22 protein-coding genes are annotated in these 16,264 nt (G+C 72.9%); 13 read left to right on the plus strand and 9 right to left on the minus strand.

What is annotated here, in order from left to right:
• Positions 1-4: 4 nt before the first annotated feature.
• Both ACIP2X_RS03520 and ACIP2X_RS03525 read left to right on the plus strand, forming a co-directional pair.
• Positions 5-355, plus strand: coding sequence for a sodium:proton antiporter (locus ACIP2X_RS03520; RefSeq protein ID WP_401668821.1), 351 nt, complete (start codon positions 5-7; stop codon positions 353-355).
• Positions 355-2,115, plus strand: coding sequence for a complex I subunit 5 family protein (locus ACIP2X_RS03525; RefSeq protein WP_401666924.1), 1,761 nt, complete (start codon positions 355-357; stop codon positions 2,113-2,115). The genes ACIP2X_RS03520 and ACIP2X_RS03525 overlap by 1 nt, the downstream gene beginning before the upstream one ends.
• Here ACIP2X_RS03525 and ACIP2X_RS03530 read toward each other — a convergent pair whose 3' ends face one another.
• From ACIP2X_RS03530 to ACIP2X_RS03540, 3 genes are all read right to left on the minus strand, one after another.
• Entirely contained in the window at positions 2,116-2,766 is a 651-nt protein-coding gene (locus ACIP2X_RS03530) for a DUF4230 domain-containing protein (RefSeq protein ID WP_401666926.1), read from the minus strand. It abuts the gene before it with no gap.
• Positions 2,767-2,884: 118 nt separating this feature from the next.
• On the minus strand, positions 2,885-3,334 hold the full coding sequence (locus tag ACIP2X_RS03535) for an anti-sigma factor antagonist (protein ID WP_401666929.1): 450 nt from the start codon (positions 3,332-3,334) through the stop codon (positions 2,885-2,887).
• A 129-nt stretch (positions 3,335-3,463) separates the two neighbouring features.
• The gene (locus tag ACIP2X_RS03540; RefSeq protein WP_401666931.1) at positions 3,464-4,414 is read right to left on the minus strand and encodes an NADP-dependent oxidoreductase; all 951 of its coding nucleotides are present in this window, start codon (positions 4,412-4,414) and stop codon (positions 3,464-3,466) included.
• Positions 4,415-4,485: 71 nt separating this feature from the next.
• On the opposite strand from ACIP2X_RS03540, the gene ACIP2X_RS03545 reads away from it, so the two are divergent.
• From ACIP2X_RS03545 to ACIP2X_RS03555, 3 genes are all read left to right on the plus strand, one after another.
• Positions 4,486-5,433: a GlxA family transcriptional regulator gene (locus ACIP2X_RS03545; RefSeq protein WP_401666934.1), complete on the plus strand. Its 948-nt coding sequence runs from the start codon at positions 4,486-4,488 to the stop codon at positions 5,431-5,433.
• 64 nt (positions 5,434-5,497) lie between these two features.
• Positions 5,498-6,349 carry a hypothetical protein gene (locus ACIP2X_RS03550; RefSeq protein ID WP_401666937.1) on the plus strand — a complete coding sequence of 284 codons (852 nt, stop codon included), beginning with the start codon at positions 5,498-5,500 and terminating at the stop codon, positions 6,347-6,349.
• Between the two features lie 85 nt (positions 6,350-6,434).
• A complete protein-coding gene (locus ACIP2X_RS03555; protein WP_401666940.1) occupies positions 6,435-6,827 on the plus strand; it encodes a VOC family protein in 393 nt (130 codons plus the stop codon).
• A gap of 12 nt (positions 6,828-6,839) precedes the next feature.
• On the opposite strand, the gene ACIP2X_RS03560 is transcribed toward ACIP2X_RS03555, so the two are convergent.
• Positions 6,840-7,142, minus strand: coding sequence for a DUF4235 domain-containing protein (locus tag ACIP2X_RS03560; RefSeq protein ID WP_401666942.1), 303 nt, complete (start codon positions 7,140-7,142; stop codon positions 6,840-6,842).
• A gap of 67 nt (positions 7,143-7,209) precedes the next feature.
• Positions 7,210-8,241, minus strand: a complete 1,032-nt coding sequence (locus tag ACIP2X_RS03565; RefSeq protein ID WP_401666945.1) for a glutathione S-transferase family protein — start codon at positions 8,239-8,241, stop codon at positions 7,210-7,212.
• Between the two features lie 109 nt (positions 8,242-8,350).
• Between ACIP2X_RS03565 and ACIP2X_RS03570 the strand changes: the two genes are divergently transcribed.
• Positions 8,351-9,322 carry a cation diffusion facilitator family transporter gene (locus ACIP2X_RS03570; RefSeq protein WP_401666947.1) on the plus strand — a complete coding sequence of 324 codons (972 nt, stop codon included), beginning with the start codon at positions 8,351-8,353 and terminating at the stop codon, positions 9,320-9,322.
• Positions 9,323-9,373: 51 nt separating this feature from the next.
• Here the strand turns inward: ACIP2X_RS03570 and ACIP2X_RS03575 are convergent, their stop codons facing one another.
• Positions 9,374-9,823 carry a nitroreductase family deazaflavin-dependent oxidoreductase gene (locus tag ACIP2X_RS03575; RefSeq protein WP_401666950.1) on the minus strand — a complete coding sequence of 150 codons (450 nt, stop codon included), beginning with the start codon at positions 9,821-9,823 and terminating at the stop codon, positions 9,374-9,376.
• A 189-nt stretch (positions 9,824-10,012) separates the two neighbouring features.
• Between ACIP2X_RS03575 and ACIP2X_RS03580 the strand changes: the two genes are divergently transcribed.
• Positions 10,013-10,444 (plus strand): nuclear transport factor 2 family protein, encoded by a 432-nt coding sequence (locus tag ACIP2X_RS03580; protein WP_401666952.1) that lies wholly within the window; start codon positions 10,013-10,015, stop codon positions 10,442-10,444.
• Here the strand turns inward: ACIP2X_RS03580 and ACIP2X_RS03585 are convergent.
• Positions 10,431-11,309, minus strand: a complete 879-nt coding sequence (locus ACIP2X_RS03585; protein ID WP_401666955.1) for a sigma-70 family RNA polymerase sigma factor — start codon at positions 11,307-11,309, stop codon at positions 10,431-10,433. The two genes, ACIP2X_RS03580 and ACIP2X_RS03585, sit on opposite strands and share 14 nt — an antisense overlap.
• A 33-nt stretch (positions 11,310-11,342) precedes the next feature.
• On the minus strand, positions 11,343-11,927 hold the full coding sequence (locus ACIP2X_RS03590; protein WP_401666958.1) for a TetR/AcrR family transcriptional regulator: 585 nt from the start codon (positions 11,925-11,927) through the stop codon (positions 11,343-11,345).
• 134 nt (positions 11,928-12,061) lie between these two features.
• Here ACIP2X_RS03590 and ACIP2X_RS03595 point away from each other — a divergent pair, with 134 nt between their 5' ends.
• A complete protein-coding gene (locus ACIP2X_RS03595; RefSeq protein WP_401666960.1) occupies positions 12,062-12,520 on the plus strand; it encodes a nuclear transport factor 2 family protein in 459 nt (152 codons plus the stop codon).
• 9 nt (positions 12,521-12,529) lie between these two features.
• Positions 12,530-13,048 (plus strand): flavoprotein, encoded by a 519-nt coding sequence (locus ACIP2X_RS03600; protein WP_401666963.1) that lies wholly within the window; start codon positions 12,530-12,532, stop codon positions 13,046-13,048.
• Between the two features lie 100 nt (positions 13,049-13,148).
• Here ACIP2X_RS03600 and ACIP2X_RS03605 read toward each other — a convergent pair whose 3' ends face one another.
• Positions 13,149-13,625: a MarR family winged helix-turn-helix transcriptional regulator gene (locus ACIP2X_RS03605; protein ID WP_401666966.1), complete on the minus strand. Its 477-nt coding sequence runs from the start codon at positions 13,623-13,625 to the stop codon at positions 13,149-13,151.
• 151 nt (positions 13,626-13,776) lie between these two features.
• Here ACIP2X_RS03605 and ACIP2X_RS03610 point away from each other — a divergent pair, with 151 nt between their 5' ends.
• The 4 genes from ACIP2X_RS03610 to ACIP2X_RS03625 all read left to right on the plus strand — a co-directional run bounded on the left by ACIP2X_RS03610 (position 13,777) and on the right by ACIP2X_RS03625 (position 16,262).
• Positions 13,777-14,340, plus strand: coding sequence for an NADPH-dependent FMN reductase (locus ACIP2X_RS03610; RefSeq protein ID WP_401666969.1), 564 nt, complete (start codon positions 13,777-13,779; stop codon positions 14,338-14,340).
• A gap of 57 nt (positions 14,341-14,397) precedes the next feature.
• Entirely contained in the window at positions 14,398-14,685 is a 288-nt protein-coding gene (locus ACIP2X_RS03615) for a hypothetical protein (protein ID WP_401666971.1), read from the plus strand.
• A 4-nt stretch (positions 14,686-14,689) separates the two neighbouring features.
• Complete coding sequence (locus ACIP2X_RS03620) at positions 14,690-15,166, plus strand: MarR family winged helix-turn-helix transcriptional regulator (protein ID WP_401666974.1); 477 nt, start codon at positions 14,690-14,692, stop codon at positions 15,164-15,166.
• A 127-nt stretch (positions 15,167-15,293) separates the two neighbouring features.
• On the plus strand, positions 15,294-16,262 hold the full coding sequence (locus tag ACIP2X_RS03625; RefSeq protein ID WP_401666977.1) for an aldo/keto reductase: 969 nt from the start codon (positions 15,294-15,296) through the stop codon (positions 16,260-16,262).
• The last annotated feature ends 2 nt before the right edge of the window (positions 16,263-16,264 follow it).

Raw genomic sequence — 16,264 nt, forward strand, 5'->3', positions numbered from 1 at the left:
CGAGTTGCCGGCCGTGCTGCCGTATCTGGTCGCCGTGTGGGTCTTCCTGGCCGGGTGCTACGGACTGGCCACCAGCCGCAACCTGATCCACGCGGTCGGCTGCCTGTCGGTCTGTCAGGCGGCCACGTACGTGCTGCTGCTAGCCGTCGGCTACCGGGACGACGCGACCGCCCCCGTGTTCTCCGACATCGAACCGGGCTCCCGTCCGGTCGTCGACCCCGTCGTGCAGGCGCTGGCCCTCACCGACGTCGTGGTCGGTGCCACCGTCACCGCGCTCCTGCTCGCGCTGGTCGTGCAGATCTCCAAGCGGCACGGCACGGTCGACCCCGACGAGCTGTCGGAGCTGCGGGGCTGATGCACCACCTGCTGCCGCTCCTCGTCGCCGTCCCGCTCCTCGGGGCCGGCCTGCTGGTCGCCGTGGGCCGGGCCCTGCCCCGGGTCGCCGCCGACACCGTCGGCTGCGCCGTCTCGGCGGGGACCGCCGCGCTCGCCGTCTGGCTGTTGCTGAACTGCTCGCCGCCCCGGACGGAATGGGTCGGCGGCTGGACGCCCGTGGACGGCCGCGGCATCGGCGTCGTGCTGGTGGGGGACGGCCCCGGGCTCGGCATGGCCGCGCTCGCCTCACTGCTGACGCTGGCGGCCCTTGCGTACTCCTGGCGCTACTTCGAGGAGCCGCCGCGCCGGCACGCCGGCTCGTTCCCGGCCCTGATGCTGCTGTTCCAGGCCGGCATGTGCGGCTTCGCGATCGCGGGCGACCTGTTCAACGCGTTCGTGTTCTTCGAGCTCATGAGCGTCGTGGCGTACGCGCTGACCGGCTACCGCGTCGAGGAGGCCAAGGCCGTGCAGGGCGCGCTCACCTTCGGCGTCGTCAACTCGCTGGGCGCGTACGCCGTGCTGATGGGCATCGCCCTGCTGTACGCGCGCACCGGCGAGCTGTCGATGTCGCTGATCGGCCGGGGACTGGACGCGCACGGCGGGCCCGACGCGCTGGTCCTCGCGAGCTTCGTGCTGGTGCTCACCGGCCTGCTGGTCAAGTCGGCGGCCGTGCCCTTCCACTTCTGGCTGCCGGACGCCCACGCCGTGGCCCCCACGCCGGTGTGCATGCTGCTGTCCGGAGTCATGGTCGAGCTGGGGGTCTTCGGCGTCTGGCGGGTGTACGGGACGGTCTTCGCCGGGCCCGGCGGGATCCCTGCCCCCGACCTCGGACGGGTCCTCGTCGTGCTGGGGGTGCTGACGGCGGTCGTCGGGGCCCTCATGTGCTGGTACCAGCGCCACATCAAGCGGCTCCTGGCGTACTCGACCGTCGCCCACACCGGGCTGTTCCTGATCGGCATCGGCGTCCTCACCCCGGAGGCCGACGACGGGATCGCGCTCTACATCCTCGGCCACGCCGGTGTGAAGGCCGCCCTGTTCGCCTGCGCGGGCATCCTGCTGGACCGGTACGGCAGCGTCGACGAGCACGCCTTGCACGGGCGCGGCCGCGACCTGCGCACCGTGGCCGTGCTGTTCGGTGTGGGCGGCCTGGCCCTCGCCGGGCTGCCGCCGTTCGCCGGGTCGCTCGGCAAGTCGGTGGCGGAGGAGGCGACGGGCGGGGCACTGGCCGGGCTGTACGTGGTCGCCTCGGCGCTGACGGCGGCCGCGGTGCTGCGGGTCGCCGGGCGGGTCTTCCTGGGCCTCGGGCCCCCGCCTCCGGAGGCGGGGGAGTACGAGACGACCGGCTCCGGCGAGGAACCGGAGACCCGGGGACGCCTCGGCGCCGTCCCCGACACCATGACCGTCGTCCCGGCGCTGCTGCTCGCCGGCGCGCTCGTCGCCGGGGTGGTCCCGGGTTTCGCCGAGGCGGTGGCGCACGTGGTGAACGAGGCGGGCTCCGGCGGCGCCGTCGTGCCCGTGCACTGGACGCCGCTCGGCGTCGTGCTGGGCCTCTTCTCGACGGCGCTCGCCGTGGGGCTGGCCGCGGCGGCCGTGGCCCGGCCCAAGCTGCTCGCCGCCCCGGACCGGGCGCTGCCGCTGCGGCGCCTGCAGTCCGGGCACGTCGGGGACTACGTGGCCTGGCTGCTGGTGGGCTCCACCCTGCTCGGCGCCCTCGCCCTGCCCGGTGTCCTCGGCACCTGATCAGGTGCCGTAGGTGACCTTGACCTCCTTGAAACCGAGCGAGCCCAGCAGTCCTTCGAGCATGCCGGTGGTGTTGGTCTCGGCGCGCCGGGTCAGTTCGCTCTCCTTCGCCGCGTCGCGGATGTGGCGCACCGCGAGCTGCTGCACGGCCTGTTCACCGTTGGGGTTGTCCGAGAAGAGGTCGCCGAGCCGGTCGAACAGACCGCGCTGCTTGGAGACGGCGTAGGAGCGGTCGGGGTCGAGTGCGGGCTTGCCGAGTGCCGCGTGCGGCAGCCGCAGCGTGGCGGACGTCCGGTCCTCGTTGACCGTCACGTCGTCCTCGCCGACCTTGCCGAGGTCGACGTAGGCGTCGACGGTGCCCGCCCCGATGTACAGGGTGCGGGTGCCGCGGATGGCGTCGGGCAGGTACTTGGTGTCCTTCTCCAGGTCGACGACGACCTGGAAGTTGCCGGACGCGGCGTCGTAGCGGCTCATGTCCTTTATCGACTTGAGCAGGGCCGGCCCCGAGCGGTCGTGGGTCTCCGTGCCGAACAGGTCCTTCAGGCCCGGCAGCACACTCAGCCGGATCCCGGCGAACAGCACGGCGAGCACCACCACGACGGCGCTCAGTGCCTTCGCCCAGCCGGGCATGCGCTTGATCGAAGTCGTCATGGGCGACGGTCCTCCTTCCTGTTCTCCCCCATGCCCGCCAAATCCCGCGCCAGTCCGATCGGTTGACCCGTGTACGACCGATGGGGTGCGGAAGGGGAGACGGGGGACGGCGCGGGTGTCAGACCGTGGGGGTCCCGGGCCGCCGCAGGGCGTCGTCGAGGGTCGGCAGCGGCGGCAGCAGCCGGTGCAGTCCGGTGACCCGCAGCACGCGCAGCGTCAGGGGGTGGGCGCACACCAGGTGCAGGCGTCCCCCGTGGGCCAGCACCCGGCTGTGCGCCCGGTACAGCAGGCGCAGTCCCGAGCAGTCGAAGAACTCCACCGGGCTGAGGTCGATCACGATCCGGGCGCCGGGGCGCGCCGTCAGCTCGTCCAGGTGGGGCAGGATCTCCTCGGCCGCGGCGATGTCGATCTCCCCCCGGAACTCCAGGACGGTGTGCCCGCGCTCCCGGTGGACCCGCAGATGACGGGTGAGCGGCGCGGTGTTCCGCTCCACGTCCACCTCCCCACCGGTGCCGGTGGGCCCACAACTGCGGGCCCTGCTCTGCAAGTTACCCTCGATGGAAAGCATTGCAGCATGTTCGGTTGACATATGTCTTCGAAACGCGACCGAGTTTCTTCGCTACTTGAACGAAGTGTTACGACAGGGCCCGCCAGATCCTGGTGAGGTCCTGGCGGGCCGGCGGTCGTCGGGCGCGGGTCAGTCGCCCAGCAGCACCAGCTTGCCGGTGGTCCGGCCCAGGTCGCCGATCTCGTGCGCCTTGGCGGCCTCGGCCAGCGGGAAGGTCCCCGAGATCGAGGGCCGCAGCTTGCCCTCCTCGACGAGTCCCGCGACGGCCCTCATGCCGTGCTGGTCGGCGTCCACCAGCATCCGGACCGCCCGCACGCCGAGCCGCTCGGCCTCGGCGTGGAAGTCGTCCGAGCCGACCGGCAGGATCGACACCACGATGCCGCCCGGGCGCAGTACGCGCAGCGAGCGCACGGAGTGGTCGCCGCCGATGGTGTCGAGCACGACGTCGACGTCCCCGACGGCCTCCTCGAAGTCGGTCGTCCGGTAGTCGACCGGCTCGTCCACGCCGATCTCGCGCAGGAAGTCGTGCTTGCCCGCGCTCGCCGTGCCGATCACGTACGCGCCCCGGGCCTTGGCGATCTGCACGGCCACGTGCCCGACGCCGCCCGCCGCGGCGTGGATCAGCACCCGGCCGCCCGGACGCAGGTCCGCCCGCTCCACCAGCGCCTGCCAGGCGGTCAGGGAGACCAGCGGCAGCGCCCCGGCCTGTGTGTGGTCGAGTCCGGCGGGCTTCGGGACGAGGGCGCGGGCCGGGGCGATCACGTACTCGGCGTGCGAGCCGTGCCCGAAGGGGTAGGGCAGCATGCCGAAGACCTCGTCGCCCGGCTGGTGGAGGGCGACGCCCACACCGGTCTCCTCGACGACGCCGGACACGTCCCAGCCGAGGGTGAAGGGCGGCGCGCCGAGGAAGCCGCCGGTGGCGCGGTGCTTCCAGTCGGTCGGGTTCACGCCGGCGGCCCGCACCCGGACCAGCACCTCGTTCGGCCGCGGGACCGGCCGCGGCACCTCCGTCAGCTTGAGGACCTCGGGACCGCCGAGGACGTCCTGGGTGAGGGCTCGCATGGTGTTCACAGTGCTCATGGTCACCCAGCCTGCCCGGATCCGCCCGCCAGGAAAATGGCACGATTGCCAACCTTCGATAAGATCGTGCCATGCAGCGTGTGCAACGGGTCGTGGTCCTGGCCCTCGACGGCGTGTACCCCTTCGAACTGGGCATCCCCAGCCGCATCTTCGGTGCGGCCGACGGCCGTTACGACGTCCGGACGTGCAGCGCGGACGGCGGTCCGGTGCGCACCAACGCCGACTTCTCGATCACCGTCGAGCGGGGTCCCGACGCCCTGGCCACGGCCGACACGGTGGTGATCCCGCCGGTCGGACAGGAGTTCCTGACCGACCACGTGCCGGACGAGGTGCGGGCCGCGCTCGCCAGGATCCGCCCCGGCACCCGCGTCGTCTCGATCTGCACCGGCGCCTTCGTGCTGGCCGCCGCCGGACTGCTCGACGGCCGCAGGGCCACCACGCACTGGAACCTCGCCGACCTCTTCCGGCGGATGTTCCCGCACGTCGAACTCGACCCCGACGTCCTCTTCGTCGACGACGACCCCGTCCTGACCTCCGCCGGGGCCGCCTCCGGCGTCGACGTCTGCCTGCACCTCGTGCGCAAGGACCACGGCAGCCGGCTCGCCAACGCGGTCGCGCGGCGCTGCGTGGTGCCGCCGTTCCGGGAAGGCGGCCAGGCCCAGTACATCGAGCAGCCCGTGCCCGCCGCCGGTGCCGCGAGCACCGCCGCCACCCGCGTCTGGGCCCTCGAACACCTCGGCGAACCGCTCACCCTGTCCGACCTCGCCGCCCAGGCCCGGATGAGCCTGCGCACCTTCGCCCGCCGCTTCCACGACGAAGTGGGGGTCAGCCCCGGCCGCTGGCTCATCCAGCAGCGCGTCGCCCGCGCCCGGCACCTCCTGGAGTCCAGCGACCTCCCCGTCGACCACATCGCCGGCGAGGTCGGCTTCGCCACGGGCGCGTCCCTGCGCCAGCACCTGCACGCCGCGATCGGTGTCTCGCCGCAGGCGTACCGCCGTACGTTCCGCACCACGCGCTGAGCGAACGTTCCGGGCGGCCGGCGCGTCCAGGGAGGGACGACGAAAGCACGGCCCGAGGAGAGACATGCGCGGTGGAGCGAGGACGGCGGGCGCGGTACTGCTGGCGGTGACGGCGACGGGATGCGCGGCGGACCAGGGCGACCGCGAGGACCTGGTGATCACCGGTACCCCTCCGGCTCGGCCGTACGACGGGCCCCTGCACCTCCCCGCGCGCCCCACCGGCGATCGTGCCGCGCCCGCCCCGGACCTCGACGCCGGCGCCGCGGGCCGGGCGCTGGAGTGCGACGGGGAGATCTGGACCGGCGGCCCGAGCGGGGGCTGGGGCGAGGCCGACGGGGGAGCCACTCCCGAGGAGGGCCTCGCGGTCTACTTCGAGGTCGAGCAGGCCGAGGTGCCGGACCACGGCTACCGCGCGGAACGCACGAGCGCCGAGCGCGTCCTGTACTCCTTCGACGTGGCCGGCCGGACGAAGGTCGCCGTCGTGGTCGCGAAGGACCGCCCCGGCTCCCCGGGGTGGGGTCCGGAGACGAGCGCCGTGTGCGACCCCGTCGAACTCCCGGCGTGGTTCACCGACACCCGGCCCTACGATCTCTGGACCGACGCCCACGGCGCCCGCGTGCCGTTCACCGAACTGCACACCGTCCGCGGCGACGCGCACTGCGGCTGGGAGTCGGTCACCTTCCTGGAGACCCGGGGCGTCACCTACGCCCGCGACCCCGAGGGCGCGCTCCCCGCCACCATGCTCGCCGGCCGCTACCTCCCCGCCGCCCGCCTCCCGGCGGACGCCCGCGACACCGGCCACCACCTCGGCGAACGGCGCCTGTGGCGGTCCGCCGACACCACCGCCGTGTACGTCCAGGACTCCGACGGGGTGGAGTCCTGGCCCCGGGTGGAGCCCGGCCGGGGCTGCAAGTGAGCAGCCTGATTCCGCCGGGCCGGGACAACCGCAAGGACAGGGCGCCGGACACCACGGTCCCGCGCCGGACCCTTCGGAGGACGACATGTCAGTGGTGACCGCCGGCGTCATGGTGCTCGACTGCGCCGAGCCCGAGAAGCTCGCCGTGTTCTACAAGGAGTTCATGGAGGCCGAGGAGACCGACGCGACGGCCAACCGTGTGGAGATCCGCAGCCCCGACGGCACCCGTCTGGCCTTCCGGCGCGACGTCAACGCCACGCCGCCGAGCTGGCCGCGCCCCGAGAACTCCCTCCAGGCGCACCTGGAGTTCATCGTCACGGACCTGGACGCGGCCGAGCGCCGCATCGTCTCGCTGGGCGGGCGCCCGGTGGACACCAAGGACTCCGCCGGGCCGTCCGAGGAACGCGGCTACTCCGACCCGGCGGGGCACTCCTTCACCCTGCGCCGTACGCTGCCGACGGCACCGAAGCAGGGCTGACCAGGGCGGGCGTCAGTCCCGGCCACCCTTGTGCGCCGCCGGCCACACGCCGGTGGAGCGCTCGATGGCCTTGGCGCCACCGCGGTCCACGGCGCTGCGCACGGCGGCGAAGATGGCGCCCTGGACCGCGGCGGCGAGCAGGATCTCGCCCCACTTGCGGTCCGGGTCGAGCGCGTCCGGCGCGTCCTCCTCGTGCCGGAGCGCCATCCACGTCTTGCGGAAGGCGAGCCCGGCCACCCATCCGCCGGCCCACCCCAGCAGCCAGCCGACGGGCTGGTACGCCACCGGGAGCTTCTGCTTCTTCTTCTTGCCCACCTGGTTCTCCTTGTCTCGATCGTGAGCTACGGGCTTCGTGCCGGGTACGTACGGTGCGGGCGCCGGTTCAGGGCCTGCCGGCCACGGCCACCTCCTCGGCCCGGCGCACCGGCCCCGGCGGGATGCCGTCCCCGAACGGCCGCCCGCCGAGCTCCTCACGGCGGTGCTGGGTCCTCCAGCCCGCGAGGTCCGGGCCGAGCGGCACGATCCCGGTCGGGTTGATGCCGGTGTGCACCTGGTAGTAGTGCCGCTTGATGTGGTCGAAGTCGACGGTGTCGCCGAAGCCGGGCGTCTGGAAGAGGTCGCGGGCGTACGCCCAGAGCACCTGGTTCTCCGTCAGCTTCCACCGGTTGCACTTGAAGTGACCGTGGTAGACGGCGTCGAAACGGACCAGCGTGGTGAACAGCCGGATGTCCGCCTCGGTGATCGTGTCGCCGACCAGGTAGCGCTGCCGGGCCAGTCGCGGGGTCAGCAGCTCCAGCCGCCGGAAGACGTCCGAGCAGGCCGCCTCGTACTCGTCCTGGCCGGTGGCGAAACCGGCCCGGTACACCCCGTTGTTGACGTCCTCGTAGACGCCCGCCATCACCTCGTCGATCTCGTCCCGCCGGCTCCGCGGATACAGGTCCGGCGCGCCCTCGCGGTGCAGGGGGGTCCACTCGGTGGCGAAGTCGAGCGTGATCTGCTGGAAGTCGTTGGTGACGAGCTGCCCGGTGGGCACGTCGACGATCGCCGGTACGCTCACGCCGCCCGGATAGCCGCTCTCGCGCCGGTCGTAGGCCTCGCCGAGGAAGCGGATCCCGAGGACCGGGTCGCGGTCGTCCGGGTCGAGGGTGAAGCGCCAGCTGCGGTCGTCCTGGATTGGGTCCGTGACGGCCATGGACAGCGCCGCCTCCAGTCCCAGCAGCCGGCGTGAGATCACCGCCCGGCTCGCCCACGGACAGGCACGGCTGACCACCAGACGGTAACGCCCCGCCTCGACCGGCCAGCCGTCCCGGCCGTCCGCCGTGATGCGGTCCGCGAAGTGGCTCCTGGACCGCCGGAACGACTTGCGGCCGTAGGCGCTGTTGCCGCCGCCGTCCCCGTCACTCTGGCCGCTCATGACGTGTCTCCTCCCTGCCGTGGGCGTGTGCCGGCCCCGGGTTCCCCGAGTTCCCCCGATTCCGCCCGCGGCACGGTGTGATCTGCCCGGGCGGGGGCAATCGGCGGTGGTGAATCGGACATCCACGGAATCATCGAAGGCCGACCGCAAGACACGTGTCACCGTCCTGGTCGCGCTCGCGGCCAACCTGGTGATCGCGGTGGCCAAGGCCGTCGGCGGTGTGATCGCCGGCTCGCCGGCCCTGCTGTCGGAGGCGGCGCACTCCGTGGCGGACAGCCTCAACGAGGTCTTCCTGCTCGCCGCGCTGCGCCGCAGCCGCCGCCCCGCCGACCGGCGGCACCCCTTCGGATACGGCAAGGAGCGGTTCTTCTGGTCGCTGCTCGCGGCCGTCGGCATCTTCGTGATGGGCGGATGCTTCTCGTTCTTCCAGGGCGTCGAGGCACTAGCCAAGGGCGGCGAGGAGAGCTTCGGCGGCTATCTGGCCGGCATGATCGTCCTCGGTGTCGCCCTCCTCGCCGAGGGCGCGTCCCTCCTCCGGGCGCTGCACCAACTGCGCGGGCAGGGCTTCGCCGACGGCATGCGCGACCCGGCGCTGCGCACCGTCGTCGCCGAGGACGGCACCGCGGTGCTCGGGGTGACCCTCGCCCTCATCGGCATGGCGCTGCACATGGTCACCGGCCAGGTGGTGTGGGAGGCGTCCGCCTCGCTCGCCATCGGCGCCCTGCTCGTCTACGTGGCGTACCGGCTCGGCAAGGAAGCCCGCGCCCAGCTGATCGGGGAGGCCGCGGACCCGGAGTCGAGCGGCAGGATCCACTCGCTGCTGCGGGCGCAGCCCGAGATCGACAGCGTGGAGGCGCTGTTCACCATGAAGACGGGGATCGACACGGCGCTGGTGGCCGCCCGTGTGGATCTGGTGCCCGGTCTGGACAGCGAGCGGGTCGAGGAGGTGGCCGTGCGCATCAAGCGGTCGATCGGCCGTACGGTCCCGGAGGCCGACCAGATCTTCCTCGACGTGACCGACCGGCACGCCGGGGAGGCAGCGGAAAGCCCCGCCGCGACGGGGGAGCGCGGCGGGGCCTGACGTGCGGGTGCCCGGCACCTTCGCGTTCATGCACACCGGGCGCGCCAGAATTCAGTCCCCGTCCACCGGCTCCAGCACGAACACCGGGATGATCCGGTCGGTCTTCTTCTGGTAGTCGGCGTAGGGCGGGAAGGCGGCGACGGCGCGCTCCCACCACGGCTCCTTCTCCGCGCCGGTGACCTCCCGGGCGGTCATGTCCCGTTTGACGGGGCCGTCCTGGAGTTCCACCCGCGGATTGGCCTTGACGTTGTGGTACCAGACCGGATGCCTGGGCGCTCCGCCCAGCGACGCCACGACGGCGTACACGCCGTCGTGCTCGACCCGCATCACCGGTGTCTTGCGGATCTTGCCGCTCCGCGCACCCAGCGTCGTCAGCACCACGACGGGCAACCCGGTGTCGAGCAGGGTCGTCCCCGCCGTTCCGCCGGAGCTCTCGTACAACTCCACCTGCTCGCGCACCCACTGCTCCGGGCTGGGCTCGTACTCACCCTCAAGAGGCATGGAAACCGTCCCATCGTCACGTAGCGAATCGGACTACTCCGTGCGTCAACACTGGCAAACGCCGATTTGATCCACCTGCTCGACACTCCCGGCACCGCCCATTACCTGCCGGGTAATCGCGCCGGTCCGCGCGCTCGGGGCAGAGTCGGGAGCAGCCCCACCGGCCGCCGCCCGAAGGAGACGAACGCCATGACCGCCACCGCCACGACGACCCGAGCCGTGGTCGACGAACTGCTCCGCAGGATCGGCCAGGGGGACCCCGCGCGCATCGCCGAACTGTACGCCGCGCACACCGACTGGAAGCTGAGCTGGCCGGACGACGAGCACGGCCGGGCCGCCACCCCGTGGATCACGCGGCGGGGGAACGGCGACGCCGCCGCCCACTACCGCGAGTTGGCCGCCCACCACCTCCCCGGGGCCGCGGACACCCGGATCGAGCACGTCCTCACGGACGGCGCCGACGCCGTCGTGCTGGGCGAGATCCGTCAGACGGCACTGTCGACGGGGCGCGCCTACCGCGCCCGGTTCGCCCTGCACCTCACCGTCGAGGACGGCCTGATCGTCCGTCACCATGTGTACGAGGACAGCCTGTCGGTGGCCCGGGCCTTCAGCGCGGACTGAAGTCGCCGAGCACCGCCAGGTCGAGCCGCCGCAGCCGGTCCGGATCGGCGACGACCTCGTACGCGCCGATCCGGCCGCCCTCGACCGTGACCGTGAGGGCGAACAGCAGCCGGCCGCGTGGGGCGACGACGACGCCGACCCGGCCGTCCACGAGGGCGGTGGCCGCGTGCCGGGACCGCTCCCGCAACCGCACCGTCCCCTCGGCCACCGCGCGGGCGCCCCGCAGCCGCGCGGGTGCCCCCGGCGGCAGCGCGGCGGGGTCGGCCCTGCGGACCACGTCCGGGGCCAGTACGTCGAGCAGCGCGGCCAGGTCGCCGCCCCGCGCGGCGGCCAGGAACGCCTCGACCACCTGCCGGTGCCGCTCCAGCTCGGCGGCGGGCAGCGCCGGAGTGCCCCGCACCTTCTGCCGGGCCCGGCTGGCCAGCTTCTTGGCCGCAGGCTGCGAGCGGCCCACGACCCGCGCGATGTCCGCGAAGGGCACGGCGAACAGGTCGTGCAGCACGAACGCGACCCGCTCGGCCGGCCCCAGGGTGCCCAGCACGACCAGCAGCGCCGGTCCCACCGCGTCGATCAGCACCGCTTCGTCCCCGGGTGCGTCGCCGTCGGCGCCGAGGTCGAGGCCGTACGGCTCCTCGCGCCGGGTCGCGCGGGCCCGCAGCATGTCGAGGCAGATCCGGGACACCACGGTGGTCAGCCAGGCGGCCAGGTTGCCGATGCCGTCGCCGCCCGCGCGGCTCAGCCGCAGCCAGGCCTCCTGGACGGCGTCGTCCGCCTCGTGGGGCGAGCCCAGAATCCGGAAGGCCACCGACCGCAGCCGACCGCGCTCGGCCTCGAACCGCGCCGCCAGCTGCTCCTGGTCGCCCATGGGGTCACCCTCTCTCCGGTCCGCCCCGCACCGTCACTCCGTCGACGAAGCGGACCCGGCGGAGGTGACATCCGCCGCCAGCAGCAGCCGGGCCCCCTCGCGGGCCTGCGCGGCGGGTTCCGGGCTCCCGGTGATCCCGGCCGTGGCCATGGCGCCCTCCGCCAGCAGGTGGAGCGGCGCGGTCAGCGCGGGGGGCAGCCCGGCGTCGGCCACCAGCGTGCCGACGTACTCGCGAAAGGCCCGCTTGTGCGCCCGCACCTGCTCGGCCACCGCGTCGGAGACGGCGCCCAGTTCGCCGTACGCGTTGATCCAGGCGCAGCCGCGGAAGTCCTCCTCGGCGAACCACTGCCCCAGCCAGTCGAAGACCGCGAGGATCCGTTCCCGGGGCTCCTGCCGGGCGGCCACGTACGTGGCGAGCCGGTCGCGCCAGCGCACGTCACGCCGCTCCAGATACGCCACGACCAGGTGCTCCTTCGCCGGGAACAGCTGGTACAGGCGTTTGAGCGAGACCCCCGAGGCGCCGCGCACGTCGTCCATGCCGACGGACTGCAGGCCGCGCCCGTAGAACAGCCGCTCCGCGGCGTCCAGGGCCCGCTCCCGGGCGACTGCGCTGTCCATGAGGCGACCACTTCCCTGAGGTGCGAACGAGGGGGGTGCGTGTACCGGTTGACGAGAGAACGCACGTTCTCCTACCGTAGCAGCGACAGGGAGAACGCACGTTCTCCCGACGAGGTCCGGCCCGAGGAGAGCCCATGAGCACCCGCCCGCCCCTGCCTCCCTTCACCCGCGAGAGCGCCGCGCAGAAGGTGCAGGCCGCCGAGGACGCCTGGAACACCCGCGACCCGCACAAGGTCGCGCTCGCCTACTCCGAGGACTCGGTCTGGCGCAACCGCGACACGTTCGTCACCGGCCGCGCCGAGATCGTCGCGTTCCTCACCGCGAAGTGGGAGCGCGAGCTCGACTACGCGCTGCGCAAGGACCTGTGGGCGTTCGACGGCGACCGCATCGCGGTCCGCTTCCAGTACGAGTGCCGGGACGCCGACGGCCGGTGGTGGCGGTCGTACGGCAACGAACTGTGGGAGTTCGACGGGAACGGCCTGATGACCCGGCGGGAGGCCAGCATCAACGACGTCGCCATCGACGAGGGTGCGCGCCGCATCCGGGGTCCGCGGCCGGAGGCGGAGCGGGGGCGGTCCTTCCCGCTTCAGTAGGGTTCCCGGGTGACCGCACCGGGTGGGAAGCCTTTCCTCTACGTCGTCGTCTGCGCCGCCGGGGTCGCCGCGGACGTGGGCGTACTGATCGCCGCCGCGCAGGAGCGGGGCTGGGAGGTGGGCGTGATCGCGACGCCCACCGCGACGGGTGGCTTCTTCGACGTCGCCGCGGTCGAGGCCAGGGCCGGCCGCCCGATCCGCTCCGCCTGGCGGGCGCCGGGCGATCCGCGCCCCTTCCCTGCGCCGGACGCCGTGGTGGTGGCCCCGGCCACCTTCAACACCCTCAACAAATGGGCGGCGGGCCTCGGTGACACCCTCGCCGTCGCCACCCTCTGCGAGGCGTACGGCCTCGGCGTCCCGATCGCGGTCCTGCCCTGCGTCGCGGACGCGCTGGCCGCCCATCCCGCCTACGCGGACAGCCTGATACGGCTGCGGGGGATGGGCGTGCGCTTCGGCGAACCGTACTCGGGCGAGGAGGACCGCGCCGCGTTCGAGTGGGAGCGCGCGCTGGACCTGCTCGACCGCTAGAGCCTGCCGTTTGGATCACGCCGCGGAGGATCGACGGTGGTCCGTCGGCGCCGGCGAGCGTGCCAGACCCGCGTCCGCGGCGTGGTCCCCACGCCAGGCCTCACGGCCGCTCAGTCGCGACGTTCCGGAAGGCGGCGGCGACCGCCGGGAGGTCCAGGCCGGCCAGATGGTCGAGCAAGTGGCGCCGGATGGCGGCCAGATGGGCCGGCCAGGCCTCTTCTAGGCGGGCGAGCCCGGCGTCGGTGAGGGCGGCGTGCCAGCCGCGGCCGTCCTCGTCGCACCGGTGCCGCCGGACGAACCCCTCGCCCTCCAGCCGGTGCACGACCCGGGTCGTGCCGCTCAGCGACATCTCGCAGGCGTCGGCCAGATCCCCCATGCGCAGCCGGCGCCCCGGCGCCTCGGAGAGGTGCATCAGGGCCAGGTACTCGGTCAGCGGGAGCCGCTGCCCTTGGACCAGGGCCGCGTCGATGGCGCGCGGCAGGGCGTGGACGAGATGCGGCAGGGACCGCACGACGGCCTCCTCGTCCGCGGTGAGCGGTCGCGGCGCGGCAGCGGTCGGTGCCGGCTCCGGTGTCATGCAGACATCACCTCGTTCCTCGGGTCGGTGCGCGGCCCGATCGACCGCGCCCTCACTTACTTGACGAAGCAAACACTTCATGCCTAGGTTGCTTGTCGAAGCAAATATATCCCGGGTTCGAGCCGGGAGCGTCCTTGTGAAGGGTTTTGGCATGATCAAGATCGGCATCATCCTCGGCAGCACCCGTCCCGGGCGTAACGGCGAGGCCGTGGCCCACTGGGTCCGCGACATCGCCGCGCAGCGCACCGAAGCCGAGTTCGAGCTGGTCGACCTGCTCGACTACAAGCTCCCGCACCTCGACGAGATGCTCCCGCCGTCCCTGGGCCAGTACGCCCAGCCGCACACCCAGGAGTGGGCGCGCAAGATCGACTCCTTCGACGGCTTCATCATCGTGACGCCCGAGTACAACCACTCGACGTCCGGGGTGCTGAAGAACGCGATCGACTTCCTCTACGCCGAGTGGAACAACAAGGCCGTCGGCTTCGTCAGCTACGGCTCCCTGGGCGGCGCCCGTGCGGTGGAGCACCTGCGCCTGGTGGCGGCCGAGCTCCAGATGGCCGACGTGCGTGCGCAGGTCGCCCTGTCGCTGTTCCACGACTTCGAGAACTTCAGCGAGTTCAAGCCCGGCGCCTTCCAGGAGGAGGCCCTGAACACCACCCTCGACCAGGTGCTCGCCTGGAGCGCGGCCCTCGCCCCGCTGCGCGCCGCCGCGTAACGGCACCACGTACCCCTCCCGCGCCGCCGCCTCCCGCGCGGGGCGTGCCGGCCCGGGGTGGCCCGGGTCCGGCCGGTCGGGCTGGCGTGCGGCTACGGCGTCGCGGGGGAGCCGACCGGTCCGCCGGGTAGCGCGCGGGCCGTCACTCGGGTCGCGAACGGCCGGGGCGTGCCGGGCGCCGAGGTCGCGCTCGCGGGGCTGCTGCACCGGGCGCCCCGCACGGTGGCCCGGGTCCGGCCGGTCGGGCTGGCGTGCGGCTACGGCGTCGCGGGGGAGCGGACCGGTCCGCCGGGTACCACCGTGCGGGGCGCCCGGGCCGGGTCCTTCGCCGGACAAGTAACATGAGGCCATGTCACGTGCCGCAGGGCAGCCCGACCCCGCCGAGCGGGAGCTGCGACCCCTCACCCCGGACGAAGAGGCCGTCGTACGGTCGCTCGGTCGCATCGTCTACTCCCTGCCGCGGGCCCTCGACGCGGACATGCTGCGGGAGCAGCGGCTGTCCCTCACCGAGTACCTGGCCCTGGTGAACCTGTCCGAGGCGCCGGAGCGCCAGTTGCGGATGGGCGACCTGGCCGAGGCCTGCGAGATGTCGCTGAGCGGCATGACACGTCTGGCGAGTCGCCTGGAGAGCCAGGGACTGATCCGGCGGGTCAGATCGGAACAGGACGCCCGCGGCTGGAACGCCCTGCTGACCGACGCGGGATTCGCGCGGCTCGAGGAGGCCTACCCGACCAACCTGGCCTCCGTGCGGCGCCACTTCCTCGACCACCTCACGGAACTCGACCTCGGCAAGCTCGCGGCCGCGCTGCGCAACATCGCCACCTGACCGCGGCGCCGGCCACCGGGCCCGCACCAGGACGCCGACCGGTGCGGTGCGGACCACGCCCCGGTTGGAGTGCGCGCGAAGACGTACGCTCGCCTCGGACTCCCCTCCGACGGCAGGAGCAGCAACGATGCAATACGTGAAGCTCGGTTCGACGGGCCTGGACGTCTCGCGGATCTGTCTGGGCTGTATGACCTACGGTCTTCCCGACCGGGGCGCACACGAGTGGACCCTCGACGAGGAGGCGTCCCGCCCGCTGATCCGGCAGGCGCTGGAGGCCGGGATCACCTTCTTCGACACGGCGAACGTCTACTCGGACGGCACCAGTGAGGAGATCGTGGGCAGGGCGCTGAAGGACTTCGCCCGCCGCGACGAGATCGTGCTGGCGACCAAGGTGCACGGCCGGATGCGGCCCGGTCCCAACGGCGGCGGCCTCTCCCGCAAGGCGATCATGACCGAGATCGACCGGAGTCTCACCCGGCTCGGCACCGACTACGTCGACCTCTACCAGATACACCGCTGGGACCCGCAGACCCCGATCGAGGAGACGATGGAGGCGCTGCACGACCTGGTCAAGGCGGGCAAGGTGCGCTACATCGGCGCGAGTTCGATGTACGCCTGGCAGTTCTCCAAGGCGCAGTACACCGCCCGGCTGCACGGCTGGACCCGGTTCGTCTCCATGCAGAACCACTACAACCTCCTCTACCGCGAGGAGGAGCGGGAGATGCTGCCGCTCTGCGCGGACCAGGGCGTCGGCGTGCTGCCGTGGAGCCCGCTCGCCCGCGGCCGCCTCACCCGGGACTGGGACACCACCACCGAACGCAGCGCCAACGACAACTTCGGCAGCCGCCTCTACCCCGACGGCGACCGCACGATCGTCGAGGCCGTCACCCGGATCGCGAACGACCGGGGCGTGCCGCGCGCCCAGGTCGCCCTCGCGTGGCTGCTGCACCGCGGCACCGTGACGGCCCCGATCGTCGGCGCCGCCAAGCCCCACCACGTCGACGACGCGGTGGCCGCCGTGGAGCTGGAACTCACCGGCAAGGAGATCGAGGAACTGGAGCAGCCCTACGCCCCGCACGCCGTCTCGGGGCACTGAGG

The sequence above is a fragment of the Streptomyces sp. NPDC089424 genome, assembly GCF_044749345.1.
Classification (GTDB): domain Bacteria; phylum Actinomycetota; class Actinomycetes; order Streptomycetales; family Streptomycetaceae; genus Streptomyces.